Raw genomic sequence first — 25,623 nt, forward strand, 5'->3', positions numbered from 1 at the left:
ATCATGAAAATTGTTGCCGATGAAAATATGCCTCTGGTGGAAGAGTTTTTCTCAGGTTGGGGGGCGATTGAACGAGTTTCAGGTCGAGCCATTGGTCCAGAGCATGTTCGTGACGCGGATCTGCTCTTGGTGCGATCGGTGACACCCGTAAACAGCGCATTGCTAGAAGGCAGTAATGTGCGTTTTGTTGGCACGGCCACCATAGGCACGGACCATATTGATCTGGATTATTTGCAGCAACGCAATATCGGATTCAGTGCCGCACCAGGATGCAATGCGCAGGCGGTCGTGCAATATGTTTTTTCGGTGTTGGCATTAGCTTGTGACTGGCGCCAATGTCGCCTGAAGGATTTAGAAGTGGGTATTGTGGGAGCGGGCAATGTGGGTGGCTTGTTATACCGACAGTTAACTGCCCTTGGCGTGAAATGTCTCATCAGCGATCCCTTCCTTGATGATCCTTCGTTGCCTCTTTGCAGTCTTACCGAGGTGTTGCAATCCTCGGATGTGGTTAGTCTACACACACCTTTGACCAAGACGGGGAAATATCCAACAAAGCATCTTGTTAATCGGAATAATTTGCCAGTCCTGAAGCGAGGGGCATTGTTGATTAATAGCGGGCGCGGCCCCGTGATTGATGAGCAGGCATTACTCGAGTTTTTGCTGCAACGCGGAGACCTAAGGGTCGCGTTGGATGTTTGGGAAACCGAACCTGGTATTAATCGACGGGTTTTACAGCAGGTGGACATAGCAACCCCTCATATTGCCGGGTATAGCCTCGAAGGTCGATTGCGGGGTACGGAAATGATCTATCAAGCAGCCTGTGAGTATTTTGAGAAACCTGAGCAGTACTCTCTTGCTCAATTGATGCCATCACCTTCCTTGGAGGGAGTGCGAGTGCAGGCTCAGGAGGATGCTCAGTCGATGGCATTTCGATTGGCGCGGTTGCTTTATGATGTGCGTGATGATGATCTTAGAATGCGTCGACAGTTGGCTGCTAGCAATGACGTTGCGTTGTTATTTGATCGTTTGCGTAAGGAGTACCCGTTGCGGCGTGAAAATAGCAGTCTGGAGGTTGAATTCGATAAGCATTCAGACGATCGAAATGGTTTTATTTTCGGTTTGGGTTTTAATCTCGTCGGAGCAACTTCTGGTCCGCAGAGTAAGGGAGAATAATAAGGGTGAATCGACATTTCCGTTTGGGTTTGATAGTTAATCCACTGGCCGGTATCGGGGGCGCGGTTGGTTTAAAAGGTAGCGATGGAGATGAGATTGTCGAGCAGGCCTTTGCGCGTGGAGCGCTTCCCCATGCAACAGAGCGCACTCGAATCGCCCTGGAGATGCTGCGTGAATTACAACATCAGATTTCCGTCTTTACCTACTCGGGCGAGATGGGAGAAAGCCTGGCTCGGGAAATGGGCTTTGACGTTGACGTTATCGGTGAGATCGATAGCGGAAAAACCACTGCAAAAGATACTGAGCGAGCCGCCAGAGAACTGCAATCGCTTGGAGTGGATCTGATCCTGTTTGCGGGAGGGGATGGTACCGCCAGAAATATTTGCCATTCGGTGGGCGAAATGCAACCCGTGCTGGGGATTCCTGCCGGGGTCAAAATTCATTCCGGCGTTTATGCGGTAACTCCTCAGGCAGCGGGAGAGGTCGTCGCTCAATTGATTACCGGAAAATTGGTTACAGTTGCGGAGGCGGAAGTTCGAGATATCGATGAAGAGGCATTTCGTGGTGGTCAGGTGAAAGCGCGTTATTACGGCGATATGCTGGTGCCTCGAGCCCATCAATATGTGCAGCGAGTCAAGCAGGGTGGACGTGAAGTCGAGGAGTTGGTGCTGCAGGATATTGCGGCCAGTATCATCGAGGAGATGGACCCTGAGGCCTTTTATGTGATTGGACCCGGAACTACCACTAGGGGACTGATGGATGAAATGAATCTGGGGAATACCCTGCTGGGTGTTGACCTGGTCAAGGATCAACAGCTGATCGCCTCTGATTTGAGTGCGCAGCAATTGCTGGAACTGACCGAAGGGGCAGAAGTGTACATCCTGGTTACCGCTATTGGTGGGCAGGGGCACATACTGGGGCGTGGTAACCATCAGATATCCCCTGAACTCATACGTCGAGCTGGGGTCGATCATATTCGTGTCATTGCCACTAAATCGAAGCTGGCCGAGCTGGAGGGTGCACCGTTGCAAGTGGATACCGGAGACCCCTCGCTGGATGACCTGCTATCTGGACATGTTCAGGTGATAACCGGGTACAGGGATGCGGTGCTGTATCCGGTTGGCTGGAAACAAGCCACCGATTCAGAGTCAGCGAAACCTGAGGTCCAGGATAAATGCACAAAGCCCTTACACCGAGACTGATGTAAGGGCTCTTCGAGAATTGCTTTTCGTTAGTTAGCTGCCTGCAGGGCAGCGATACGCTTTTCCAGCGGAGGGTGGCTCATAAAGAACTCAGCCATGCTTCTCTTGCCGTTGATACCAAAAGCCACCAGAGAGCCTTCCAGTTCGGGTTCCTTGTTGTTTTGCAGCCGTTGCAGTGCGGCAATCATCTTGTGGCGCCCGGCCAGCTCGGCGCCCCCAATATCGGCTTTGTATTCCCGTTGGCGGGAGAAGAATGCGACGACGATACTGGCCAGAATACCGAACAGCATCTCCAGTACAAAAACCACCCCCATATAGGCAAACATACCCAGACCTTCGCCGTTGTCATCGTTTTGACTCAGAACGCCGCTGATGATGTTGGCGATGATGCGGGCAATAAAGATGACGAAGGTGTTAACAACCCCTTGAATAAGCGCCAGGGTGACCATGTCACCGTTGGCAATATGGCTTACTTCATGACCGAGAACCGCTTCGGCCTCGTCCTGGTTCATATTGTTGAGCAGGCCGGTACTGACGGCGACCAGAGCGTCATCGCGCTTCATGCCGGTAGCGAAGGCGTTAATATCCTCGGCGGGATAAATCGCCACCTGAGGTGTGCCTATGCCGGCCTGTTGGGCCTGGCGCTGCACGGTTTCCAGCAACCAGCGCTCGGTATTGTTCTGGGGTTGATCAATGACTGTGGCGCCGGTAGAGCGAAGCGCCATGGTTTTTGAAAGAGCCAATGAAATAAGCGAGCCACCAAAGCCGAACGCTGCGGCGATCATGAGAAGTCCGCTGGTGCTTCGACTGTCGATACCCAGCAGGCTCATAACGATGCTTAATACAAGCAATACGGCCAGGTTAGTGATGAGAAAAAGTCCAATACGCATCATAGGGTCAGGTTTCCTTTAAATGTAAAACGTCAGATAGATAAAATTATGTGGTCAAAGGGGTGCTTTTCAACAGATCCTGTGTAAAGGCATCGAAAAAGAGCGGTAACTGTTGGTAAGTGGAAGGCGGCACGTCAATCGTACCGGGTATCCAGCAGCCGCTTTAAATTAAAGCGTCAGAAGAGATAGGGGTAATTATTGGTTTTACCGGATAGGCTGGCGAAGTTACCCTGATTGTTTGCCGAACATACCTTGCAGTAGCCGTTGCAGTGCCAGGCTGTTGTGTTGCTCCAGGGCCGTGCGCAGTTGGTGGGCCAGGGTGCCTTGTTGTAGGGCGACACTGGCTGGCAGATTCTCCAATGGTTCTATAGGAAGCTCGACGGGTCGGGCCAGTGCCAGAAACGCCCGCTCAGCGAGCACGGCCTGACCCAGGCCATCCTGGCGCGACTGGTCGTGGTAACGCAGATAGCTTTCATCGGCTAACCACAGCATACAGCTGAAGCAGGCCAGATGGCGGGCACTGGGAATGCCAAACTCATCGAGTTCAAAATCGCCAATAATCTCGTCGACATAGATATCGCCCTTGCGTGGGAAATAACTATAGAGCTTGAGCAGAATACGGGCACAATCCTGGTAGAAATCCTCGATATGAATATCAGCCATCGTGGGTTTTGGGTCCTGTTGATTTAGCTTTAAAAGGCTTCCGAATGTTTGGTTATATTTTATTGACTGTAGGTTTTGAGGAAATGGGCCAGTTTTTCAATGGCCATCTCCAGGTCATCCACCCTGGGTAGCGTGACAATACGGAAATGGTCGGTAGCTGGCCAGTTAAAGGCGCTGCCGTGAACCAGCAGAATTTTCTCCTGGCGAAGCAGATCCAGTACCATGCGTTCATCGTCATAGATTGGATAACGCTTGGGATCGAGTTTGGGGAACAGGTACAAAGCGCCTTTGGGTTTGACGCAGCTGACGCCGGGAATATCATTTAACATCTCCCAGGCCCGGTTGCGCTGTTCCAGAAGCCTTCCACCAGGCAGAATAAGGTCGTTGATGCTTTGGTAGCCCCCGAGCGCGGTTTGGATCGCGAACTGGGTCGGGACATTGGAGCACAGGCGCATGGAGGAGAGCATATCCAGACCTTCTATATAGCTCGTTGCGCGTAAGCGGTTGCCGCTGATAATCATCCAGCCGGAGCGAAAACCGGCGGCTCGATAGGATTTGGAGAGGCCGTTAAAGGAGATGATTAACAGGTCGTCAGCTAACGAAGCCAGTGCAGTATGGGTCGCATCATCGTAGAGTATGCGGTCATAGATCTCGTCTGCATAAACGATCAACGAGTGCTCTCGAGCGATTTGTAACAACTCTTCAAGCAGCTCGGGCGGGTAGACAGCGCCCGTAGGATTGTTGGGGTTGATGATCACCATACCGCGGGTTTTATCGGTGATCTTGCTGCGAATATCTTCCGGATCCGGATACCAGTCGGACTGCTCATCGCACAGGTAATGAATGGGTTTGCCGCCGGACAGGCTGACTGCAGCGGTCCATAAGGGGTAGTCCGGGGCTGGGATGAGCATTTCATCGCCGTTGTTTAGTAGAGCCTGCATCGCCATAACGATCAGCTCGCTGACGCCGTTACCGATGTAGATGTCCTCGATGCCGACGTTCATTACGCCTTTCTTTTGGCAATCTTGCATCACAGCCTTACGGGCACTAAACAGGCCCTTAGAGTCACAGTAGCCCTGTGCCTGGGGTAGGTTGTGAATCACATCCTGGATGATCTCTTCTGGCGCATCAAAACCAAAGGGGGCTGGGTTGCCAATATTTAACTTGAGAACTCGATGGCCTTCTTCCTCAAGGCGTTTGGCTTCCTGTAGCACTGGTCCTCTGATGTCATAACAGACTTCGGCCAGTTTCCCCGATTTTCTAATATCCTTCATACCTACTCGTTTGCTCCTGTCATTACCGGTTTGTTTTTGGTCTGTACCGGGATGCCTATCATACGGTGTGAATGTCTCCGATGCATCCTTGTGAGAGCCGGTGTAAGACCGGTGGTACAAATTATTGATAATCTGCTTGCTTAAATACATTGTGTGCAATATAGTTTTGGAAAATAAAATAGAGAGACCGTTATGAAAACAGATCTGTTCGCAATTGAATGCCAAACCATCAAAGGGGAAAATGTCACTCTGGACGAACATCGAGGCAAGGCCCTGTTAGTGGTGAATACCGCTAGCAAATGCGGTTTTACGCCTCAGTACAAAGGCTTGGAGTCATTACACAAGAAGTACCAGGATAAAGGCTTGGTGGTACTGGGCTTTCCCTGCAATCAATTTCGCGAGCAGGAGCCGGAGGGGGAGGGAGAGATCGCCAGTTTCTGCGAACGCAATTTTGGTGTCAGCTTTCCTCTGTTTGCCAAGGTTGATGTCAATGGTGAGAATACACACCCTCTGTTCTCTGCCTTGAAAACTGCCGCACCGGGTTTGCTAGGCTCCAGAGGGGTCAAATGGAATTTCACCAAGTTCCTGATAGCTCCCGACGGCAAGACAGTAAAACGCTTCGCCCCTATTACTCGTCCTGATAAGATTGAAGCAGAAATTGAGAAGCTGCTAAAAGGCTAAAATTAATGAGCACAATGGATCAGTTGAAGCTGGACAACCAGCTTTGCTTTGCTCTGTACGCCAGTTCCAGAGCTGTGACTCGTCTCTACAGGCCGCTGTTGGAGCCTCTGGGGCTGACCTATCCTCAGTATCTGGTTCTGCTGGTGCTATGGGAGCGTCGCCCTCAGGCCATCAATGTCAAAGAGCTTGGGGAGCAGCTGTTGCTGGATAGCGGTACCTTAACCCCGTTGCTAAAACGTCTGGAGCAATCCGAGCTGATTACTCGACAGCGCTGTGAGCATGATGAGCGGGCAAGGATGATCTCTTTGACTGCGAAGGGCACGGCTCTCAGAGTACAGGCCAGCTGTATCCCCGGCAAATTGATGCAGTCATCCAGCATGCCGGCGGTGCAAGTCAGTGCTCTTCGTGATCAGCTTAAAACGCTGCTCTCGGCAATCGGGCCGGCAGAGATGTAGCGGCCGACAGGTTTCTTTCGCTGGTTTGTTTGAGCGCCGGTGCACCTGCCTATTTGGTGACCGATTGTCCGGTCGTTTCGATGTTTATAGGGTTGGCTGAGTATTGAAGGTTTGTTGGCCCCATCTGTTGATGCTTCTGGCTAGTTCATCTTTTCGAAACGGTTTGGAAATGTAGTCGTTCATGCCAGCATCCAGGCATTTTTGTCGATCTTCGCTAAGGGCGTTGGCGGTCAGCGCGATAATGGGTATCTCCTGGTAGGAGGGCAGGGAGCGTAATTGCCGGGTAGCTTGATAGCCATCCATCAGTGGCATGTTGCAATCCATAAAGACCAGGTCGAACCTGTGCGCGCCGCAGAGCTCAATCGCGTGTTGGCCGTTACTGCATAAGGTAACCTTATGTCCCAATCTTTCCAGCATAGCCTGTGCGACTTTTTGGTTGGTTTCGTTATCTTCAACCAGAAGAATGTCTACTGAGGCGTTAATTGACTCACAAGCAGTCTTGTCAGACGGCTGATGGACGACATGATATTCCATCATTCCTGCTAACAAATGAAACAGTTCATTACGCTGAAGCGGTAATATCAATTGGGCGTCGAAACCATGGGTCTTCAGTTCGGATTCGGCCAGTAGGTCTCGTTGAGGGGCTGCAAAGATAATACTGATCTGTGGAGTGAATTCCCGGACCACTTTTGCGTTTTCTTCGGATTCTACGATGGCAAGTACATAGTTTGTATCCTGCTGTTGTCGTGCGTGAGCTTGAAGCCCTCTAGGGTCACTGAGAGACTGGTGAGGAATCTTCCAGTACGCCAAATGCTTTTCGAGCGTGTCAATTAGGCCGTGTTGGCAGAGGCAGAGTACGGCATCCGCGTTGACTCGTTCAGGGAAAGATGGCGCCGCAACAAGTGCCTTGCTGTGCGCGAAAGGAATAGTGGCGCGAAACGTACTGCCATGTCCCGGGCTGGATTCAATTTCCAAAGAGCCTTTCATGGCATCGGTCAATTTTTGACAAAGAGCCAGTCCCAAACCGGTGCCCCCATACTTGCGAGTGGTTGCCGTATCGGCCTGGGTAAAAGGCTTAAGGATGTCTTCCAGAACGTCTTCATCGATACCAATACCGGTATCATTGACCTCAATGTTAATCGTCAATCCATCCTGTGTTTCGTCGATATAGGTAACGCAAAGCTGGACTTCGCCCTGTTCGGTAAACTTAATGGCATTGGATAGCAGGTTAGTGGTTAATTGGTGCACTCGTACAGGGTCGCCTACCACCCGTTCCGGGAGGGTGGGGTCGATATCGATCGATAGATAAAGCGATTTGCTGGCTGCGTTGTCGCTCAATAACCTGGCCGCTTGTTCGATGCAATTGCGAAGATCAAAATCGATTTGCTCCAGAGTCATTTTTCCTGAATCAAACTTGGCCAGGTCAAGAATATCGTTAAGTAGCTGGGTCAAAATGGTGGCTGAGCTATAGGCCGTTTCGAGCTGGTGACGTTGTTGCGTGGGTAGGTTTCCCTCCAATGCCAGGCTGATCATTCCGAGCACGCCGTTGATAGGTGTGCGAATTTCATGGCTCATATTTGCCATAAAGACCGAACGTGCATTGGCCATTGATTCTGCATCATTGCGCGCCTGGTCGAGTAGTTCATTGCTGGCGATAAGTTTTCGGTTTGCCCGGCTCAAATCGGCGGTGCGTTGTTCAATGGTCGATTCCAGTTGATTGAGGTGCTTTTGCAGCTTGTCTTCGGCCGCAAGACGACGGTTAAGGTTGCCCTGAATACTGGTTATATGTTGATTGGTGGCTTCGACCAATACCCCTATTTCATCCGCTTCATGTCCATAGGGGCACGGGATAGCATCATCATCATGTTCCGGATCTCGGCGACTGATCGAATCGATCAGTTTGACCAGAGGTTTGGTTAGCATGATGTAAAAGAGCACAAGCAGGATAAATGACAATGTCAGACTGCGCACAAAGCCACTCATCAACGTAAAACCGGCACGCTTTAAAAAAGCAGATCCAATTGCAATCGTATCCACTTTAAGGTCGAGGTACCCCAGTTCTTCATCTGGGTCATGAAGTACTTGTAAGTGTTCCCTGTATTCACGACTACTACCAAAGAGTATGTCGCTTAAGTCTCTGTAGCGGGAATCGCTACGCTCCCGCCTAGCAAATGCTAGCGTGGTTTGGGTGTTATCGACGATTTCGGCGCTGATAATAATCGGGGATTCAAGCAAGCCCAGTACCAGTTCCTGTGCAAGTTCGGAATCAATGTTATAGGCAATGCGAGAGGCGGGGTTGTGGGTGATATCTATAATGGCGCGCACTTGGCTGTCTATAGAGCGCTTTTCGTTTATATAGTCAATCCATACTTGTGCGATGCTCAGGATAGTGCCGAGGAGAAAAGCCAGGATGACAGTATTTCGAGCCTGCTTGTAAGAAAGCCGGTCGCTTAAACGGATATTCATGGGGGGCTGTTTCATAATACTGCGTAATTGATACAGCGATTAGCGGCGAGGGCTAATCATAGACATTCTTCTTTTTCCAGGGATCATCTTCTGAAGTGTCTTTTTCAAGTTGTTGGCTAAGCTCGTTGGTTTTATTCATTTGAGCTTTCTGCTTGTCTGTCATTTGCGAGAGCTTATCTTCTTCTTGCAGGTGCTTTATCAGGGCGCGGAGCTTTTTTATCTGTTCGGTATACTGGTTATTATCATTATTCTTAGTCAAGTCGGCAGAGGCCCGCATATAGTGGTGCAAGGCAAGCTTTATTTTGCCATCTCGTCGTGCCTGGGATGCCATGTTACGCAAAGCTTCATACCCTGTAACGACCAAAAAGTGTTTGATCAGTGCGTTGTATTTCTGTGCGTCAGCTTTGCTGATCCTACCCGACTTGGCACCAGTAACCAGAATTTTGTGAGAGTCCTGGAGCAGGCTTTTGATCTCTTGCGCTTGCGCTTCACTGGTAATTTGCCTGGGCTCCGCTGGAGCAGATGGAGGCGTGTTTATCTCCTCTCGGGTGATTTCTATGCGCTTTTGAACGTTAACCTGCTGCTCCTTGGTTGCAAAGGGTAGCATCTGATTCAAGGCAAACAGTTTTTCTGAGAGTAAAAATGTCAGCAAACCTTTTTGCTGATAGTTGAAGGGGAGATCAGCTTGTATGTAATCAATGCGCCGAATACGGTCGTTGCCCTCGGCGATCTTGCGGGCTCGCTGGATTTTGGCGTTTTCCATTGCATGATTAATGTAGGCAACGCCTATGAGGCCCAGTACAACAAATACTATGATGCCGCTAATAACTAGGGGATCCACTCCGTTACTCCCACCTTCGGTTAACTATTAATTCACTATAACCGATGGTATCTAACAATTGTAGCCATGCGTCTAGTGTCTCATTCAAGAGGGAGGGCTTTGATGCGGACTTTTAAAGATAAAGCTGGGGAGATACTTGCAAGGGGGATAGCTACTGGGTAGGGAGTACCTGCGCCACAGAAGGGCGCAGGTATAGAGGAGTTGTAAGCCAAGTTTGAACTTAGTGGTATTTTACATCTCCAGAGTGATCAGCACGGATAACCGTCCCGGCAGTGCCGTTTACGATATCAAGTGCTTGATCCAGGGAACCGATGCCCCCGATTTTACCGCCTGCTCGAACAAAAGAGTTGGCTGCTTCCACTTTGGGTCCCATGGAACCGGCGGCGAAGCCATGCTCTTCCATCTGCTCGGGGGTCGCGGTCATGATGGTTTTCTGGTCAGGCTGACCCCAGTTAATGGCTACGCCTTCGACATCGGTCAACACCAGTAGAGCGTCGGCCTTCAGATCGACTGCCAACGTGGTGGAGGCGCGGTCTTTATCGACAACGGCCTCGACACCTTGCCACTTACCGCTATCGTCCTGAGATACTGGGACACCACCACCGCCAGTGCAGATAACCATGGTGCCAGTATCAACCAGCTGCTTAATGGAATTAAGCTCGACAATGGATTTTGGCATGGGAGAAGGGACAACGCGGCGGAAATGCTCGCCATCGGCCTTCATGAAGTAGCCTTTGGTGCGGGCCAGTTCAGTCGCTTGTTCCTGGCTATAGACCGGGCCTACGAACTTATCAGGATCGGCAAACGCAGGATCTTTCGGGTCGACCACGGTTTGAGTGAATAGTCCGGCGATGTTGGCATCAGGTAGCTCGTTACGCAGCGCCTTTTCAAATTCATAACCGATCATACCCTGGGTTTCAGCGCCGAGGACGTCGAGAGGGTAGTTGCTTACCTCACGGTAGGCTTCGTTTTGCAAAGCTAATAGACCTACCTGGGGACCGTTGCCGTGGGTTAGTACTACGGTGTGTTCTTTAGCGACCTTGGCGATGGCTTTGGCTGCTTTCTCGATATTACGCTTCTGGTTTTCGGCTTCCAGAGGCTCACCCCGTTGAAGGATGGCGTTGCCTCCGAGTGCAATGACGACTAACATTTTGAACTCCTCTGAAGAGGGGCGTAGCTACCCGTTTCCGGGTAGCTAGCATTTAGAACTGTCTAGAATGCGACAGGGCTTATTCGCCGAGAGTGGCGACCATAACAGCCTTGATGGTGTGCATGCGGTTTTCTGCTTGATCGAAAACGATAGAGGCGGCAGATTCGAAGACATCATCGGTTACTTCGAGACCGTCGAGGCCGAACTTCTCAAAGATCTCCTCACCAACAGTCGTTTCGCGGTTGTGGAACGCAGGTAGGCAGTGCATAAACTTCACGTTGGGGTTGCCAGTGGCTTCCATCGCTTCTTTGTTGACCTGGTATGGCTTAAGTTGCTTGATGCGCTTTTCCCACACAGAATCAGGCTCGCCCATGGATACCCAAACATCAGTGTAGAGGAAGTCAGCGCCCTTAACAGCAGCCTTGACATCTTCGGTCAGAGTGATGGTCGCGCCAGTGGTTTTGGCAATCTCTTTCGCGATCTGGATCAGCTCTGGAACCGGACGGCACTCTTCGGGAGCAGCCATGCGGAAATCCATACCCATTTTGGCAGCACCGATCATCAGGGAATCGCCCATGTTGTTACCGCCATCACCCAGGTAAGTAAAGGTGATATCGTTCAGTTCCTTGCCGCTGTGCTCTTTCATGGTCAGGAAGTCAGCCAGAATCTGGGTGGGGTGGAACTCGTCAGTCAGACCGTTCCATACAGGTACACCAGCGTACTCAGCCAATTCTTCCACAACGGCTTGGCCAAATCCACGGTATTCGATGCCGTCGTACATACGGCCCAGAACGCGTGCGGTATCTTTCATGGATTCTTTCTTACCAATCTGTGAGCCGGTGGGGCCGAGATAGGTAACGTGAGCGCCCTGATCGTAGGCAGCAACTTCGAAAGCGCAGCGAGTACGGGTAGAGGTCTTTTCGAAAATAAGGGCGATATTCTTACCAGTTAAGCGCTGGACTTCATTGCCAGTATACTTAGCAACCTTGAGGTCGTCAGAGAGACGAATCAAGAACGCAATCTCACGTGGAGTAAGATCTTCGAGCTTCAAGAAGTGGCGGTTGCGAAGATTAAAAGCCATGGTCAAATTCCTTCTTTCAAATGAGTGGGTTATTTCGCACTCAGGGTTTTGTGATCTGGGTGCGTTTGTTGATGAGGTGGCCGGGTTAGCGGCCACCCGATTGGTTAATTAAATACCATCACGTTCCATTGGGCAGCTCATGCAGCGAGCTCCGCCACGACCGCGACCGAGATCTTCACCTGGAATTGGAAGTACCTTGATGCCGGCTTCTTCCATTTTCTTGATGGTATACACGTTACGCTCGTAGCCAATAACCACACCAGGACGTACAGTCAATACGTTGTTGGCGTCGTTCCATTGCTCACGCTCTGCTTCGAAGACATCACCACCGGTAGTAACCAGTCGTAGCTCTGGAACACCCAGGGCGCGAGCGATGGCGTCGGTGAAGCGGTCTTTAACACGGGTGAAGACGATTTCACCTTCAGCATTGCCAGGAGTCAGTTCCCAGGCGGCGATGTCGTCACGCATGATGTCCGGGTATACCGTGAAGCAATCCAGGTCCATGTGGGTCATCACCGTATCAAGGTGCATGCAGCTGCGGGCTTGAGGCAGTTGCAAGGCGATAACCTTGGTTGCCTGACCAGTGCGGAACAGATTCTGAGCCAGCAGTTCAACACCCTGTGGAGTGGTACGCTCAGACATACCGATCAATACGGCACCTTTACCGATAACCAGTACGTCACCGCCCTCAATGGTAGAGAGTTCGAAGTTGCGATCTTCATCACCGAAGTAGATCTCAAAATCAGCATCTTTAAACATTGGGTGGAACTTGTAGATGGCGCGCATGTGAACAGTTTCACGTTTACGAGCAGGTTTCATCATAGGGTTGACAGAGACGCCACCGTATACCCAGCAAGAGGTGTCACGAGTAAACAGGTGGTTGGGGATTGGGTCCATGATGAAATCAGTCTGTCCCATTACCTGCAGGGTTGGGCTGCCCAATTCAGAATTGAGCTCTGCAACAGTCAAGCCGCCAATGAGGTGAGAAGCCAGATTGTTGTTGTCCAGGCTGCTGTAATAGGCACGTACTTCCTTGGCCAGGGCTGGGCCGTAGCGGAATTGAGAAATCTGGCGGTCAAGGATCCACTCTTTGGCTTCAGGGATTGCAAGGGTTTCTGCCAGAACTTCCTTGAGCAGAAAGACCTCTACACCTTCATCGCGCAGGGTTTGTGCAAAGGCGTCATGTTCTTCGCCAGCTTGCTCTACCCTGAGCACGTCATCAAAAAGAAGGTCTTCGCAGTTGGTTGGGGTCAAGCGACGCAGTGAAAGCTCCGGACGATGTAGCAGAACTTTGTGCAGTTGACCAATTTCAGAACCTACATAAAAGCGAGACATATTTTTTTCTCCTTGCTATCGAAATTTGCGACCTTCATACGACCTTTTGGAAATCCTGTAAGATCGTTAATAATGCAGACCGCTGCGAAAATTCATGTTGTCAGGTTAGTCCTCTAGGTCACCGTTGGCATTACGTAGAAATACCGAATCTGCTGGGTATGGATACGCATAGCCTAAGTGGTGTCACTGCTTTAGAGGGCTGAATCAATAAATTGTGGACGTTAAAGGGTGCAAAAATGCTCAGGTCAAGCAACCTAGCGTATTCTTTTGTTTAGTACTCTTGTTTAATTATGGACAGCGAAGCCTTACTGTCCAGATACTTTTTATAGCATATATACATTCTTTCACGACCATTATTTCTTTTTAATGACAAATCAGAGCGTTAGCTCTTGGAAGAGCTAACGCTCTGGGTTTGAACGCCCTGTTTTGGGGCGCAATGGCGAGCGTCTGTTTCATGGATCTGTGTTATTGGAAAAAATATCATTTGCAAACTAGTCTGAACGCGAGAGGCGTATATGTTGGCTATAAAGCAATTAAAGTTAAGTTGTGCAGAGTATAAGCAGTTATAGCTTGTGAATCTCTTCGCCTGATCGTCTATAACTATATGCAGACTGGATGTAGTTAGGCGGCTGTTTTATCGATATTGTGATGATGTGAGTATTCGATTATAAAATATGAGTGTTTTATAGGGATTCGATATATTGTAGGGCTGACTAGAGTGGGTTTGATCATCAAGGAATCGTTGGATACAGCGCTTTACATTTGCTGGTTGCTTGCAATGTCTTGGATGCGCAGTGGTATGGAAAGATTGACCTGTATCATAAAGGTGACCATTCTTTGTCGTCTTACCCCCTGTTTCGCGCCATTACTTCGGTAAACCCCTATCGACTTGTTACAAGTGCGAATGGTCTTATCGGTAATTGAAAAAAACATTCTTTGAGCAATTAACTTTAGGTCATGTTTGTTGGTTGTAAGGTGTGGATGAGTAGCCGCTTTGCAGTTGACAGCATGGGTTTTAAGCAACACACCTGACGTGGGTGTAAGGATGCAAGCATGAGTAAGTTTAAGTTCCCAACCGCCTATACGGTGCTGTTTGTGTTGATTGCGGTGGTTGCCGCATTAACCTGGATAGTACCCGCTGGCCAATACGATCGTGTGATGAACGAGGACCTGGGTAGGGAAGTGCCGGTATCGGGTACCTACAAGCAGGTGGAAGCTAACCCTCAGGGTCCGGTTGATGTCATTCTGGCCCCAATTGATGGTCTGTATGACCACAATAGCTACGAAGCTAATGCGATCGATGTCGCGTTGTTCGTACTGATCATTGGTGGCTTCCTGGGTGTGGTCACTAAAACCGGTGCTATCGACGCAGGTATTGAGCGGGTTACGCATAAGCTGGAAGGCCGCGAAACGTTGATGATACCTATATTAATGGCGCTGTTTGCGGCTGGGGGTACGGTATATGGTATGGCCGAAGAGACCATTCCTTTCTACACCTTATTGGTTCCAGTCATGATTGCGGCCCGTTTCGACTCCGTGACCGCGGTTGCTACTATCCTGCTTGGCGCTGGTATCGGAACCCTGGGTTCTACCATCAACCCTTTCGCTACCGTTATTGCCGCTAATGCTGCCGGTATCCCGTTCACTGACGGCATGATCTGGCGTTTGATTATCCTGCTGGCAGGTTGGGCGATCTGTGTGGCGTTTGTTATGCGCTATGCCAAGCGTGTCCAGGCTGATCCTTCTCTTTCTATTGTTGCCGATATGAAAGAGTCTAACGAAGAGCATTTTCTGGCCCATAAAGATGGCGCTGAAGCAATTGAGTTGACCGGCGTACGCAAGTTTATTCTGGTCCTGTTTGCTGCCACCTTCGGTGTCATGATTTACGGTGTAGCGGTTGCCGGTTGGTGGATGGCCGAGATCTCTGGTCTGTTCCTGTTCTCAGCTATTTTGATTGGCTTGCTGTATCGCCTGAGTGAAGAGGATTTAACCTCCAGCTTTGTCGATGGAGCCCGTGATCTGTTGGGTGTTGCTCTGATCATCGGTATTGCTCGCGGTATCGTGATCGTGATGGATGCCGGTAACATGACCGATACCGTACTTTATCATGCAGAACAAGCCGTTAATGGTCTGTCCTCTGTGATGTTCATCAATGTGATGTACTGGCTTGAGGTGGTGCTGAGTTTCCTGGTGCCTTCTTCTTCAGGTCTGGCTGTACTGACTATGCCTATTATGGCGCCATTGGCTGATTTCTCAGGTGTGAGTCGTGACCTCGTAGTTACTGCTTACCAGAGTGCCAGCGGTATCGTTAACCTGATCACTCCTACCTCTGCTGTTGTAATGGGTGGTTTGGCAATCGGTCGTGTACCTTACGATCGCTGGTTGAAGTTCGTAGCTCCTCTACTACTGATCCTCACTGTGTTGATCACTGTGGTATTGAGTGTAGGTGCGATGGTCTGATTAATTGATCATCTAGCCCTTTGAAAAGCCCGGCCTAGTGCCGGGCTTTTTGTTAGCGCATATATCCATATCGCTAGGAAGTTGTGGCGTACAATTCTTAAGTGGTATTGATTAGTGTTTGGCTGTCTGTAGCATTCTGCTACAATGTGATCTGTTGAACGTTCTCGATAGGTGTATGTCATGGCTAAAGCATCTTCCCCGGTTCGCTTGCAAAGCGAATTAATGGAATCGGCAAAGCTGGCAGGTGAACGCTTGCACCGTAGTACTGCCGAACAAATTGAGTACTGGGCCAGTATCGGCCGCAGTGTCTCCCATCTCGTTAACCCAGACAGCTTGCTCGATGTAACCACGGGGCTGGCTAAGCTCAAAATTGAGCCTGTCAGTTCTCCGGTGATTGATCCGGATGTTGTGTTCGCCGCGTTGGAGCGGGACCGGGCTAGTGGTGTATTGCAATTGGGTGTGACTAGCAGTGCCAAGCGTTATCAGGTTTCAAGTAGGCACCCCGGTATGCTGGAGCAGATCGATGAGTTGGGTGAGGTAACCGTAGGCCAGTTTGATAATGGGCAGTTTGTGCCTATTAAGGGTGTCGATTGAATGTTTCCAGGCAGTTGTGGCTTTTAGCGGGTGGAAACGGCGCCGGAAAGAGCACCTTTTACCGAACCCGCCTGGAGCCTCTAGGAATACCCTTTGTTAACGCAGATCTTATTGCTCGTGAGCTCTATCCTGATACCCCTGAAATTCATAGCTATGAAGCCGCAATGGTGGCGGAGGAAAAGCGTATGGGCTTGCTGGAAGAGGGGAGGAGCTTCTGTTTTGAGACCGTCTTCTCGCACCCATCTAAAATAGATTTCGTTGCCCGCGCCAAGGCGCTAGGGTATCAAATCATACTGGTTTTTATTCATTTGGAGTCTTCGTCGCTAAATCAGGCGCGTGTCTCTCAGCGCGTTGAGGAAGGCGGGCATAATGTGCCTACCGATAAAATTCAGCAAAGGATTCCCAGGTTGCTGGCCAATATCAAGGTGGCTATTCCGCTGTGTGATCAGGTGAGATTGCTGGATAACTCCAGATTGGATGATCCGTTTAGAGTTGTGGCAACGTTGCGTAGAGGGTGTCTGGAAGTTGAGCGGGGGCCTTTAATTGGTTGGGTGGAAGACCTGCTTGTTAATTAGCGCTGGGTGTTTGATGTGTGTCGAATAAGGTCTAACTCAGCTATTCGCTACAGCAACAATTTGTTATAATTCTTTGTTTTTTTGGTCGTTAGTGCTTTCGTGCTAACTTTGGTTTGCGGTCTTTTTAACTGCTTGTATTAATTAGGTTAATTGTAAGGGGTTACCTTGGGTTTTAGTGATTCGCCAGTGATTGCAGTGATTGGGCTTGGTTATGTTGGCTTGCCATTGGCTGTAGAGTTTGGAAAGCAATATCGAGTTATTGGTTTCGATATCAATCCAGTGCGTATCTTAGCATTAGAAGGCGGTGTTGATTCCACCCTAGAAGTTGAAGAGGGGGAGTTAAAAAAGGCAAATCAGCTAACCTATAGTGGAAACGAAGCTGATTTACGTGAGGCTAACATATATATAATTACTGTCCCCACACCCATTGATACCCATAAACGCCCCGACCTTACACCATTGATCAAGGCGAGTGAGTTGGTAGGCCGGGTGATCAATAAGGGGGATGTCGTGATTTATGAGTCAACAGTATATCCTGGCGCTACCGAAGATGAATGTATTCCGGTCATTGAGGAGGTCTCTGGGCTGTGTTTCAACGAAGATTTCTATGCGGGTTATAGCCCTGAGCGCATCAATCCCGGAGATAAGCAGCATCGGCTATCGACTATTAAGAAAGTGACTTCAGGTTCAACCCCGGAAGTAGCTGATTATGTTGACCGCCTTTACGGCAGAATCATAACGGCAGGTACTCATAAGGCTTCATCGATAAAAGTAGCAGAGGCTGCCAAGGTGATAGAAAATACCCAGCGGGATCTCAATATTGCACTCATTAATGAACTGGCAATCATCTTTAATTTACTCGATATAGATACCGAGTCAGTGCTAGCTGCAGCTGGAACGAAGTGGAACTTTTTACCCTTTCGGCCGGGTCTGGTCGGAGGACATTGTATAGGCGTTGATCCCTACTATCTGACGCATAAAGCTCAATCTTTGGGCTATTACCCAGATGTGATTTTGTCTGGAAGGCGAATAAATGATGGTATGGGAAGCTATGTTGCTGCTCAGCTAGTAAAAAGTATGTTAAAGAAAAAGATTGAAGTTGACGGCTCTGCTGTTTTGGTAATGGGGCTAGCTTTTAAGGAAAACTGCCCAGATTTGAGGAATACTCGTGTCGTGGATATTGTTCGCGAGCTGGTAGATTACAATGTTGATTGCGATTTTTATGATCCGTGGATTGATCCTATTGAAGCTGTATCTGAATATAATATTTCGCTTGTTGAATATCCCGAAAGAAATAAGTATGACGCTGTTGTTCTGGCAGTTGCTCATGATGAGTTTCGTACAATGGGTATTAAAGTCATAAGTGAGTTTACCAAGGCTAAACACGTTATTTACGATTTGAAATATCTTTTTGATGCGTCGGATGTCGATGCTCGTCTATAGGTTATAATTACATGAAAAATTTTGCGTTGATTGGTGCTGCAGGTTACATCGCCCCCCGACATATGAAAGCGATCAAGGAGACCGGGAATAATCTTGTTGCCGCGATGGATAAAAATGACTCTGTTGGAGTTATCGATAGCCACTTTCCGGATGCCGACTTTTTTGTAGAGTTTGAGCGTTTTGACCGACATGTGGATCTATTGAAACGCAAGGGTACCAAAATAGATTACGTAGCCATTGCCTCCCCTAATTACCTGCACGACTCCCACATTCGCTTTGCCCTGCGTAATGGTGCCCATGCGATCTGCGAAAAACCATTGGTTCTGAACCCCTGGAATATCGATGGTCTTAAAGTAGTTGAAGAGGAAACTGGCTGTCGGGTTTTTAATATCCTTCAATTGCGCCTGCATCCCAGTATTATCGCGCTAAAAGAAAAAGTCACTCAGGAGCTTAAGCAGCACCCGAACAAGGTTTACGATATCGACCTTACCTACCTTACCAGTCGAGGTCATTGGTTCTTCACCTCCTGGAAGGGCGATGAAAGTAAATCTGGTGGTATCGCCTCAAACATCGGAGTGCACTTTTATGACATGTTGAGTTGGATTTTCGGTTCGGTAAAGCACAATGAAGTGCACATCAAGCGAACCGACACCAACGCCGGTTATCTTGAACTTGAGCATGCTCGGGTACGTTGGTTTTTGTCGGTCCATTACGATTACATTCCTGAAATGGTTAAAGCTAGTGGTCAACGCACCTATCGCTCCATCACCGTTGAGGGTGAAGATATAGAGTTTTCCGGTGGTTTTACCGATCTGCATACCTTGAGTTACCAAGATATTCTATCTGGCGGAGGTTTTGGGTTGGAAGAGGCTCGAAACAGCATCGAGATTGTGCAAACTATACGATCAGCAGAACTTTCCACTGATAGTGAAAATTATCATGATTATGTTGCTAAAGCAGATCAACAGGTGAGCACTTAACGTGACGGTTAGAATTCATCCCAGTGCGATTGTTGATAAGGGTGCTCGTATTGGGGATAACTCTCAAATTTGGCATTTTGTGCACGTCTGTTCCGGGGCGGTAATTGGCACGAACTGTTCTCTGGGACAAAATGTTTTTGTTGGCAATCGGGTGGTCATTGGAAACAATGTCAAGATTCAAAACAACGTATCGGTTTACGATAATGTCACCATCGAAGACGATGTGTTTTGTGGTCCTAGCATGGTATTCACCAACGTGTATAACCCACGATCAGCTGTATCCCGAAAAAATGAATATCGAGATACCTTTATCGGACAAGGCGCAACCCTCGGTGCGAACTGCACAATCGTGTGCGGCTCCAACATAGGGTGTTACGCTTTCGTGGGTGCGGGTGCGGTGATCAACAAGGATGTGCCGGATTATGCTCTGATGGTTGGGGTGCCAGCGAAACAGATTGGCTGGATGAGTGAGTACGGAGAACGATTGGATCTACCTTTTGAGGGAAGAGCAAATGCAATTTGTCCGTATACAGATGCTGAATACCAACTTAATGGTGGGCAGGTAAAACGAATAAGGTAATCGATGGTTGATCCATGGTGGTGAAGGTCGTCGGCTATACATGAGATGTAACAAAGGTATCAGGATGGCTGGTTATTCAGTGTTGAAAATACTGTTAATGATAAAAATAATAGACTTGATAATGAATAGTTTTTTACAGGTGATCTTGATTAGGTTTGAGTATTTATACGACTAAGTAAAGACTAAATTGGAGATGATAGATGCTTCCTCTTATTGATTTAAAAAAGCAGTATCAGCGTATTGAATCGCGTATTAAGGAAGAAGTAATACGCGTGTTGGATAGTGGTCAATATGTCATGGGACCAAAAGTTCAAGCATTGGAAGAGCGGTTGGCGCAATACGTAGGTGCAAAGCATTGCATTTCATGTGCATCAGGTACAGACGCGCTGTTTATGTCTCTCATTGCTAAAGGTGTTGGAAAAGGGGATCTAATAATAACAACACCCTTTACTTTTTTTGCTACAGCTGAAGTGATTGCCTTGACTGGGGCGGTTCCTGTTTTTGTGGATGTTGAAAAAGATACGTTTAATATTTCTATAGAATCTTTGAAGCTTGCCATTAGGGCAATAAAAGAAAATGATTCATCAATCTACCCCTTACCAGATAAGGCCTTACGCGAAAATGCCAAGTTAAAGGGGATTATTGCCGTTGACCTTTTCGGCCTTCCAGCTGAGTACGATGCAATTAATGAAATTGCTGAACTAGAAGGCTTGTTTGTTATAGAAGATGCAGCTCAGAGTTTTGGGGCTAGCTATCGGGACAAGAAGGCTGGTTCGCTGGCTGAGATTGCGTGTACTTCTTTCTTTCCTGCAAAACCGTTAGGTGCGTACGGAGATGGTGGAGCCATATTTTGTGACGATGATGAGCTTGCTGAAACCTTGCGCTCAGTTCGCGTGCATGGGCAAGGATCGAATAAATATGAAAATGTGCGCTTGGGCGTAACAGGGCGCCTGGATGCTATTCAGGCAGCCGTATTGGCTGTGAAACTGGATATATTTGACGATGAGTTTGAGAATCGACAAAGAGTCGCAAACTACTACTCTAATGGGTTGAAAGAGTCTGGGTTTATCGTGCCAGTGATTCCGGGTGGGTGTAAAAGCGCCTGGGCTCAGTATACGATTATCGCCAGTAATAATGATGTTAGGAAGCAATCAGTAGATAGGCTTAATAAAGCAAAAATAGGTAACTCGGTTTATTATCCTATTGCTTTGCATGATCAAAAAGCATTCAGTTATCTAGGATATAAATCCTTAGACTTTCCTGTTTCAATCTTTTTATCTGAGCGAGTATTTAGCGTTCCAATGCACCCGTATTTGGAAGTTGCAGAAATGGAGCAAGTTATAGAAGTGCTTCAGGAGGGCAATTAATTATGACTGAATCATCTTTTGTGCATGCTACCGCTGAAGTTAACGATAATGCGACTGTCGGTGAAGGTACAAAAATTTGGAATAACGTCCAAGTTAGAGAGGGAAGCTCTATTGGCGCAGGCTGCATTTTGTCCAAAGATGTGTACATCGATACTCACGTAAAAATAGGGAGTCGATGCAAAGTCCAAAATTCAGTCTCTGTCTATCAAGGGGTCACGATTGAGGATGATGTGTTTGTTGGGCCTAATGTATCCTTTACTAATGACAAGGTGCCAAGAGCATTTAATGATAATTGGAGTATCACCGAGACTCTAATTAAATGTGGCGCTAGTCTAGGTGCTAATTCTACAATTGTCTGTGGAGTTGTGATTGGCGAGTATGCAATGGTTGCGGCAGGTTCGGTTGTGACTAAAGATGTTGAATCATTTACGCTTGTTATGGGTAATCCCGCACGAGTGGTTTCGCGAATTGATAGAGACGGCAAAAAAATTATTGAAGGGTGAGATTAAAACAATGACCGTAAAAATTGCACTGTTGGGTGTTGGCAATATGGGCAGAAATCATCTTCGTGTTCTCAGTATTCTGAAGGATGTTGAAGTGACCTGCATCTTCGATTTTAATGAGGCAGAACTTAAGAGTTTATCGAAAGAGTATTCTGTCCCCTATACCATGGATGCAAGAAAAGCTATTTCTGGTGTTGATGCCGTAGTGATTGTGACGCCAACGAATACTCATTTTGACTACTTTAATTTGTGTGTGGGTAAAGTAAAAAATATATTCATTGAAAAGCCTTTAGCGACAACGTTAGAAAAAGCTTTAGAGATAAAGGCTTTAGCTAAACAGCATGGAACCTTTGTTCAATGCGGCTTTATAGAGCGTTTTAATCCTGTTGTAGTGGAACTAAAAAATGTCGTTGATCACGAGAAGGTTATTAACGCAGACTTTACTCGAACCAATCGTTTAAGTAGTCGTATTACTGATGTTGATGTTGTACTTGATCTTATGATTCACGATATTGACCTGGCTCTTTACTTAAATGGGCCTGTGAAAAGTGTGGTGGCGCATGGTACTAAAGAAAATAAGTTAGTTGCATTTTCATCTGCGTTACTCTGTCACGAAAATGGATCATTATCTCGTATTTTGGCGAGTCGTATGACAGAGAAAAAAATACGTAGTATTCATGTGACTACTGATAATTCATATATTGACGCTGAATTGGTAAGAAAAGAACTAGTCGTTCACAGGCAATCAACAGCTACACAGGAGGTGGGAAAGCCCTATATGGTGTCTTCATTGGAGCAACAATTGGTCGTAAAGCCTCAAGAAGCATTATTGATGGAGCACCAATCATTTATAGCGGCCTGTCAAGGACGGGTTAGTGAAGATCTTCCGGGGATAGAGAGTGGGGTAGAGTCATTGCGAATAAGTGAACTGATTTTGGAGCAAATTCATAATGCTTAGAGATCAATGTTCAGGAAAAACTGTTTTGATTACTGGCGGTGCTGGGTTTATAGGAAGCCATCTTGCGGATCGCTTATTGAATGACGGGGCTAAACAAGTTGTTATTGTTGATAATCTTTTTTTAGGCTCAGAAAAAAATATAGAAAGTGCTGTTGGTAAGGGTGCGGTTTTTTATAATGAAGATATAGAATACGCAGCTAGTCTGGATTATATTTTTGAACGCCACAGTATCGATATAGTATTTAATCTGGCAACAAAGGCTCTTAATTATTCATTTATTAATCCTGGTAATGCGTTCACGACAAACGTGGCAGGTGTTATTAATCTATTAGAATTGCAGCGTAAGGGGAAATTTAAAACGCTGTGCCATTTTTCAACATCGGAAGTGTACGGGACGGCAGTCTACGAACCGATGGACGAAGCACACCCCAAAGCACCGACAACTACCTATGCGGCTGGTAAAGCGGCAGCGGATCTGGCTGTTGAAAGTTATGTCAATATGTTCAATATCGATGCTTTCATAGTACGACCTTTTAATAACTACGGGCCACGGCAAAATTATAAAGGATTACTAGCGGGTATCATTCCGATTACTGCTTGGCGAATCCATAATGGTGTAAGTCCTGAACTTCATGGGGAAGGTGAGCAAAGTCGCGATTTTATCTTTGTACACGATACCGTTGACGCTGTAATTAAGTTATTTCGAGTATTACCAGCAGGTGAGAGTGTCAATATATCTACTGATAACTGCTGCACAATCAAAGATTTGCTGGACAGAGTAATCATTTATTATGGTTATAAAGGCCCTATTCTAAAGAAGAAAGCCCGCGGTGCGGATGTCTTGACGCATAATGCAAGTAATCAAAAAGTTAAATCCTTAATCGAGTATGATCTGACGTCTTTTGATGATGGGCTGGCTAAAACGCTGGACTGGTATCGTTCAGAATTTAACGTGGGTAAATAGATGAACGATTTTATTAAGTTAATTAAACCTTATATTGCGTTTGACGAAGTTTCTTCTGAATTGAAGGATATATTCGATTCTGGCCAGTTAACTAAGGGAAAACATGTTGAAAAGTTAGTTGGTAGTCTCAAAGAGTATACAGGTGCTAAGCATGCGTTTTTAACCACTTCTGCAACCACAGCTTTAACCCTTTGTTTGAAAGCTCTTGGCATTAAGTCAGGTGATAAAGTTGCTGTGTCTGATTTTTCATTTCCAGCCACGGCGAATGTGGTTGAAGATCTGGGGGCGACGCCAGTCTTTGTTGATGTTGATAAACTAACGTATAACATGCTCGTTAAAGATTTGCGTAAAAAGCTGGATTCTTCGGTTAAGGCTGTTATTTTTGTTGATGCACTTGGTAATCCCAGTGGGTTAATTGAGATTAAGGAGGTTTGTCAGGAATTTGGTATACCTCTCGTAGAAGATGCTGCATGCGGTCTAGGTAGTTCTGTTGATGGTGCTAAGGTTGGTGCAATTGCTGATATGACTTGCTTCAGTTTTCATCCACGTAAGCTATTAACTACTGGAGAAGGCGGTGCAATCCTTACCAATAGTGATAAATATGCTGAGTGGCTCAGAGTTAAATTAAACCATGGTGCATCCGGAATTAAAGGTAAGGGTATGAATTTTGTGGATTTCGGATACAACTACCGAATGAGTGAAATTCAAGCGTTATTAGGTTGGAAGCAAATTATGAAGCTAGACTCGATTGTTGTAAGCCGAAATGCAATAGCTTCTGAATATGAAAAACTGTTGGGGCCTCTAGGCTTCAAGCGACAAGCATGTGCTGAGGGTGTGTACCATAATATACAGTCCCTTGTTTTTACAGTGCCGGATGACGGCAGTCGTGATCAAGTCATTGATGCCCTTTCGGAGCAAATGATTGAATCGACACTTGGTACCTACTGCTTGAGCGCAACAACATATTACAAGAAGCGTTATGGGATGGTTCAGTCCAATGCGCTATGGTTGGAAAACAATACAATTACTTTACCCTGTTATGAAGGGGTTGTTGTGAAGCGGGTTGTTAGTGTTATTCGGGATTTTTCTTCGAGCTGACTTGCTTTCAATACTGTTGTTATCTGATAAAAATAACTCGATTTTAACTGTGTTGCGATAATGATATTGTTGTTTTTTGAAATTGTATGTCTGTGCTTTTTTAGGTCGATGATATCGTAGCTTTCCGACTTCATCATATCCAGTTTCGAGATTTTATTTAGCATTAAGATTGTATTTTATTACTTTTAGTAATATGTGGCATCGTGGCAGAGGTCTAATTGTGAAAAAAGTTGTGATATTGGGCGGGTATGGTGATGGTCTGGTTGCAATACAGATTGTTAAAGATATGTTCAAATCTGGTTCGAATATTGAGGTGATAGGATTTCTTAATGATAGTCTGGATGTTGGGGAGGAGATCAGTGGCTTGCCAGTCTTAGGTGGGACAGATTCCTGGAAAAAATTGAGTGACGATGTGATGTTTCATGTTTGTTTGCATAAGGTAGGGCAGATGGAAGTACGAAGCACATTGATGGAATCGTTTCACATTCCTGATGAAAGGTTGTGTAGCATTGTGCACCCTTCCGCCGTGATTGCAGATGATGTGATCTTGGGCGCTGGAGTTTTGATAGCGTCGTGTGTGACAGTGCAACCCGCTAGTGCTATTGGGAAATGCTCAACTATCAGGGCGGGAGCTAATGTAGGTCATGATGTGAATATTGGTGATTACTGCTATTTAGGGCCAAACGCAACCTTATGCGGCCGTTCAACCCTTGATGAGGGTGCACATGTTGGTCCTGGTTCTGTTGTTGTTGATCAAATCAAAGTAGGCAAGTTTTCTGTGATAGGTGCCGGTTCTGTTGCTTTGAGGAATGCAGAGATGTGTAGTGTCTGGATGGGTAGCCCTGCAAGGCGAGTTAAATAACAACCTGTGGGTTGTATTGTGGGTTAAA

The 25,623-nt window shown here is 47.3% G+C and carries 24 protein-coding genes; 16 read left to right on the top strand and 8 right to left on the bottom strand.

Going from position 1 to position 25,623, the window contains the following annotated elements:
• Positions 1 to 3 precede the first annotated feature (3 nt).
• Entirely contained in the window at positions 4 to 1,173 is a 1,170-nt protein-coding gene (gene pdxB, locus MIB40_RS08850) for a 4-phosphoerythronate dehydrogenase PdxB (RefSeq protein WP_249693152.1), read from the top strand.
• 5 nt (positions 1,174 to 1,178) lie between these two features.
• Positions 1,179 to 2,375 (top strand): ATP-NAD kinase family protein, encoded by a 1,197-nt coding sequence (locus MIB40_RS08855; RefSeq protein WP_319941646.1) that lies wholly within the window; start codon positions 1,179 to 1,181, stop codon positions 2,373 to 2,375.
• 29 nt (positions 2,376 to 2,404) lie between these two features.
• Here MIB40_RS08855 and htpX read toward each other — a convergent pair whose 3' ends face one another.
• From htpX to MIB40_RS08870, 3 genes are all read right to left on the bottom strand, one after another.
• Entirely contained in the window at positions 2,405 to 3,268 is an 864-nt protein-coding gene (htpX, locus tag MIB40_RS08860) for a protease HtpX (protein ID WP_249693154.1), read from the bottom strand.
• A 222-nt stretch (positions 3,269 to 3,490) separates the two neighbouring features.
• Entirely contained in the window at positions 3,491 to 3,928 is a 438-nt protein-coding gene (locus MIB40_RS08865) for a hypothetical protein (RefSeq protein WP_249693156.1), read from the bottom strand.
• A gap of 59 nt (positions 3,929 to 3,987) precedes the next feature.
• Positions 3,988 to 5,202: a pyridoxal phosphate-dependent aminotransferase gene (locus MIB40_RS08870; protein WP_249693158.1), complete on the bottom strand. Its 1,215-nt coding sequence runs from the start codon at positions 5,200 to 5,202 to the stop codon at positions 3,988 to 3,990.
• A gap of 192 nt (positions 5,203 to 5,394) precedes the next feature.
• Here MIB40_RS08870 and MIB40_RS08875 point away from each other — a divergent pair, with 192 nt between their 5' ends.
• Together MIB40_RS08875 and MIB40_RS08880 are read left to right on the top strand one after the other, a co-directional pair.
• A complete protein-coding gene (locus tag MIB40_RS08875; RefSeq protein ID WP_249693161.1) occupies positions 5,395 to 5,883 on the top strand; it encodes a glutathione peroxidase in 489 nt (162 codons plus the stop codon).
• Between the two features lie 5 nt (positions 5,884 to 5,888).
• Complete coding sequence (locus tag MIB40_RS08880) at positions 5,889 to 6,338, top strand: MarR family winged helix-turn-helix transcriptional regulator (RefSeq protein ID WP_249693164.1); 450 nt, start codon at positions 5,889 to 5,891, stop codon at positions 6,336 to 6,338.
• A gap of 84 nt (positions 6,339 to 6,422) precedes the next feature.
• Here MIB40_RS08880 and MIB40_RS08885 read toward each other — a convergent pair whose 3' ends face one another.
• From MIB40_RS08885 to arcA, 5 genes are all read right to left on the bottom strand, one after another.
• Positions 6,423 to 8,819, bottom strand: coding sequence for a response regulator (locus MIB40_RS08885; protein WP_249693166.1), 2,397 nt, complete (start codon positions 8,817 to 8,819; stop codon positions 6,423 to 6,425).
• A 37-nt stretch (positions 8,820 to 8,856) separates the two neighbouring features.
• The gene (locus MIB40_RS08890; protein ID WP_249693168.1) at positions 8,857 to 9,645 is read right to left on the bottom strand and encodes a hypothetical protein; all 789 of its coding nucleotides are present in this window, start codon (positions 9,643 to 9,645) and stop codon (positions 8,857 to 8,859) included.
• 220 nt (positions 9,646 to 9,865) lie between these two features.
• Positions 9,866 to 10,795, bottom strand: coding sequence for a carbamate kinase (gene arcC, locus MIB40_RS08895; RefSeq protein ID WP_249693170.1), 930 nt, complete (start codon positions 10,793 to 10,795; stop codon positions 9,866 to 9,868).
• 79 nt (positions 10,796 to 10,874) lie between these two features.
• Complete coding sequence (gene argF, locus MIB40_RS08900) at positions 10,875 to 11,876, bottom strand: ornithine carbamoyltransferase (RefSeq protein ID WP_249693172.1); 1,002 nt, start codon at positions 11,874 to 11,876, stop codon at positions 10,875 to 10,877.
• A 108-nt stretch (positions 11,877 to 11,984) separates the two neighbouring features.
• Entirely contained in the window at positions 11,985 to 13,211 is a 1,227-nt protein-coding gene (gene arcA, locus MIB40_RS08905) for an arginine deiminase (protein ID WP_249693174.1), read from the bottom strand.
• A 1,053-nt stretch (positions 13,212 to 14,264) separates the two neighbouring features.
• Here arcA and MIB40_RS08910 point away from each other — a divergent pair.
• The 12 genes from MIB40_RS08910 (at position 14,265) to MIB40_RS08965 (ending at position 25,595) form a co-directional block, all read left to right on the top strand.
• Positions 14,265 to 15,671 (top strand): YfcC family protein, encoded by a 1,407-nt coding sequence (locus MIB40_RS08910; protein ID WP_249693176.1) that lies wholly within the window; start codon positions 14,265 to 14,267, stop codon positions 15,669 to 15,671.
• Positions 15,672 to 15,851: 180 nt separating this feature from the next.
• Positions 15,852 to 16,265 (top strand): ParD-like family protein, encoded by a 414-nt coding sequence (locus MIB40_RS08915; RefSeq protein ID WP_249693178.1) that lies wholly within the window; start codon positions 15,852 to 15,854, stop codon positions 16,263 to 16,265.
• The gene (locus tag MIB40_RS08920) at positions 16,262 to 16,840 is read left to right on the top strand and encodes a zeta toxin family protein (protein WP_249693180.1); all 579 of its coding nucleotides are present in this window, start codon (positions 16,262 to 16,264) and stop codon (positions 16,838 to 16,840) included. Before MIB40_RS08915 ends, MIB40_RS08920 begins: the two co-directional genes overlap by 4 nt.
• A 165-nt stretch (positions 16,841 to 17,005) precedes the next feature.
• A complete protein-coding gene (gene tviB / locus MIB40_RS08925; RefSeq protein WP_249693182.1) occupies positions 17,006 to 18,283 on the top strand; it encodes a Vi polysaccharide biosynthesis UDP-N-acetylglucosamine C-6 dehydrogenase TviB in 1,278 nt (425 codons plus the stop codon).
• An 11-nt stretch (positions 18,284 to 18,294) separates the two neighbouring features.
• Complete coding sequence (locus tag MIB40_RS08930) at positions 18,295 to 19,263, top strand: Gfo/Idh/MocA family protein (protein WP_249693184.1); 969 nt, start codon at positions 18,295 to 18,297, stop codon at positions 19,261 to 19,263.
• A gap of 1 nt (position 19,264) precedes the next feature.
• Complete coding sequence (locus MIB40_RS08935; protein WP_249693186.1) at positions 19,265 to 19,843, top strand: acyltransferase; 579 nt, start codon at positions 19,265 to 19,267, stop codon at positions 19,841 to 19,843.
• A gap of 200 nt (positions 19,844 to 20,043) precedes the next feature.
• On the top strand, positions 20,044 to 21,210 hold the full coding sequence (locus tag MIB40_RS08940) for a DegT/DnrJ/EryC1/StrS family aminotransferase (protein WP_249693188.1): 1,167 nt from the start codon (positions 20,044 to 20,046) through the stop codon (positions 21,208 to 21,210).
• Positions 21,211 to 21,212: 2 nt separating this feature from the next.
• Positions 21,213 to 21,713 carry an acyltransferase gene (locus MIB40_RS08945; RefSeq protein ID WP_249693190.1) on the top strand — a complete coding sequence of 167 codons (501 nt, stop codon included), beginning with the start codon at positions 21,213 to 21,215 and terminating at the stop codon, positions 21,711 to 21,713.
• Positions 21,714 to 21,723: 10 nt separating this feature from the next.
• A complete protein-coding gene (locus tag MIB40_RS08950) occupies positions 21,724 to 22,671 on the top strand; it encodes a Gfo/Idh/MocA family protein (protein WP_249693191.1) in 948 nt (315 codons plus the stop codon).
• Complete coding sequence (locus MIB40_RS08955; protein ID WP_249693194.1) at positions 22,664 to 23,635, top strand: GDP-mannose 4,6-dehydratase; 972 nt, start codon at positions 22,664 to 22,666, stop codon at positions 23,633 to 23,635. The genes MIB40_RS08950 and MIB40_RS08955 overlap by 8 nt, the downstream gene beginning before the upstream one ends.
• Complete coding sequence (locus tag MIB40_RS08960; protein ID WP_249693195.1) at positions 23,636 to 24,733, top strand: DegT/DnrJ/EryC1/StrS family aminotransferase; 1,098 nt, start codon at positions 23,636 to 23,638, stop codon at positions 24,731 to 24,733.
• A gap of 220 nt (positions 24,734 to 24,953) precedes the next feature.
• The gene (locus MIB40_RS08965) at positions 24,954 to 25,595 is read left to right on the top strand and encodes an LbetaH domain-containing protein (RefSeq protein ID WP_249693196.1); all 642 of its coding nucleotides are present in this window, start codon (positions 24,954 to 24,956) and stop codon (positions 25,593 to 25,595) included.
• Positions 25,596 to 25,623 lie beyond the last annotated feature (28 nt).

This window comes from Aestuariirhabdus haliotis (assembly GCF_023509475.1).
Classification (GTDB): domain Bacteria; phylum Pseudomonadota; class Gammaproteobacteria; order Pseudomonadales; family Aestuariirhabdaceae; genus Aestuariirhabdus; species Aestuariirhabdus haliotis.

What these genes read in the sequence shown, in the direction of transcription:
- MIB40_RS08950 (WP_249693191.1), top strand. Translation starts at nt 21,724, where the DNA reads ATGACCGTAAAAATTGCACTGTTGGGTGTTGGCAATATGGGCAGAAAT.
- MIB40_RS08960 (WP_249693195.1), top strand. Translation starts at nt 23,636, where the DNA reads ATGAACGATTTTATTAAGTTAATTAAACCTTATATTGCGTTTGACGAA.
- MIB40_RS08930 (WP_249693184.1), top strand. Translation starts at nt 18,295, where the DNA reads ATGAAAAATTTTGCGTTGATTGGTGCTGCAGGTTACATCGCCCCCCGA.
- MIB40_RS08865 (WP_249693156.1), bottom strand. Translation starts at nt 3,928, where the DNA reads ATGGCTGATATTCATATCGAGGATTTCTACCAGGATTGTGCCCGTATT.
- arcC (WP_249693170.1), bottom strand. Translation starts at nt 10,795, where the DNA reads ATGTTAGTCGTCATTGCACTCGGAGGCAACGCCATCCTTCAACGGGGT.
- pdxB (WP_249693152.1), top strand. Translation starts at nt 4, where the DNA reads ATGAAAATTGTTGCCGATGAAAATATGCCTCTGGTGGAAGAGTTTTTC.
- MIB40_RS08910 (WP_249693176.1), top strand. Translation starts at nt 14,265, where the DNA reads ATGAGTAAGTTTAAGTTCCCAACCGCCTATACGGTGCTGTTTGTGTTG.
- MIB40_RS08875 (WP_249693161.1), top strand. Translation starts at nt 5,395, where the DNA reads ATGAAAACAGATCTGTTCGCAATTGAATGCCAAACCATCAAAGGGGAA.
- MIB40_RS08945 (WP_249693190.1), top strand. Translation starts at nt 21,213, where the DNA reads ATGACTGAATCATCTTTTGTGCATGCTACCGCTGAAGTTAACGATAAT.
- MIB40_RS08880 (WP_249693164.1), top strand. Translation starts at nt 5,889, where the DNA reads ATGAGCACAATGGATCAGTTGAAGCTGGACAACCAGCTTTGCTTTGCT.
- MIB40_RS08955 (WP_249693194.1), top strand. Translation starts at nt 22,664, where the DNA reads ATGCTTAGAGATCAATGTTCAGGAAAAACTGTTTTGATTACTGGCGGT.
- MIB40_RS08915 (WP_249693178.1), top strand. Translation starts at nt 15,852, where the DNA reads ATGGCTAAAGCATCTTCCCCGGTTCGCTTGCAAAGCGAATTAATGGAA.
- MIB40_RS08885 (WP_249693166.1), bottom strand. Translation starts at nt 8,819, where the DNA reads ATGAAACAGCCCCCCATGAATATCCGTTTAAGCGACCGGCTTTCTTAC.
- MIB40_RS08940 (WP_249693188.1), top strand. Translation starts at nt 20,044, where the DNA reads ATGCTTCCTCTTATTGATTTAAAAAAGCAGTATCAGCGTATTGAATCG.
- MIB40_RS08870 (WP_249693158.1), bottom strand. Translation starts at nt 5,202, where the DNA reads ATGAAGGATATTAGAAAATCGGGGAAACTGGCCGAAGTCTGTTATGAC.
- argF (WP_249693172.1), bottom strand. Translation starts at nt 11,876, where the DNA reads ATGGCTTTTAATCTTCGCAACCGCCACTTCTTGAAGCTCGAAGATCTT.
- arcA (WP_249693174.1), bottom strand. Translation starts at nt 13,211, where the DNA reads ATGTCTCGCTTTTATGTAGGTTCTGAAATTGGTCAACTGCACAAAGTT.
- htpX (WP_249693154.1), bottom strand. Translation starts at nt 3,268, where the DNA reads ATGATGCGTATTGGACTTTTTCTCATCACTAACCTGGCCGTATTGCTT.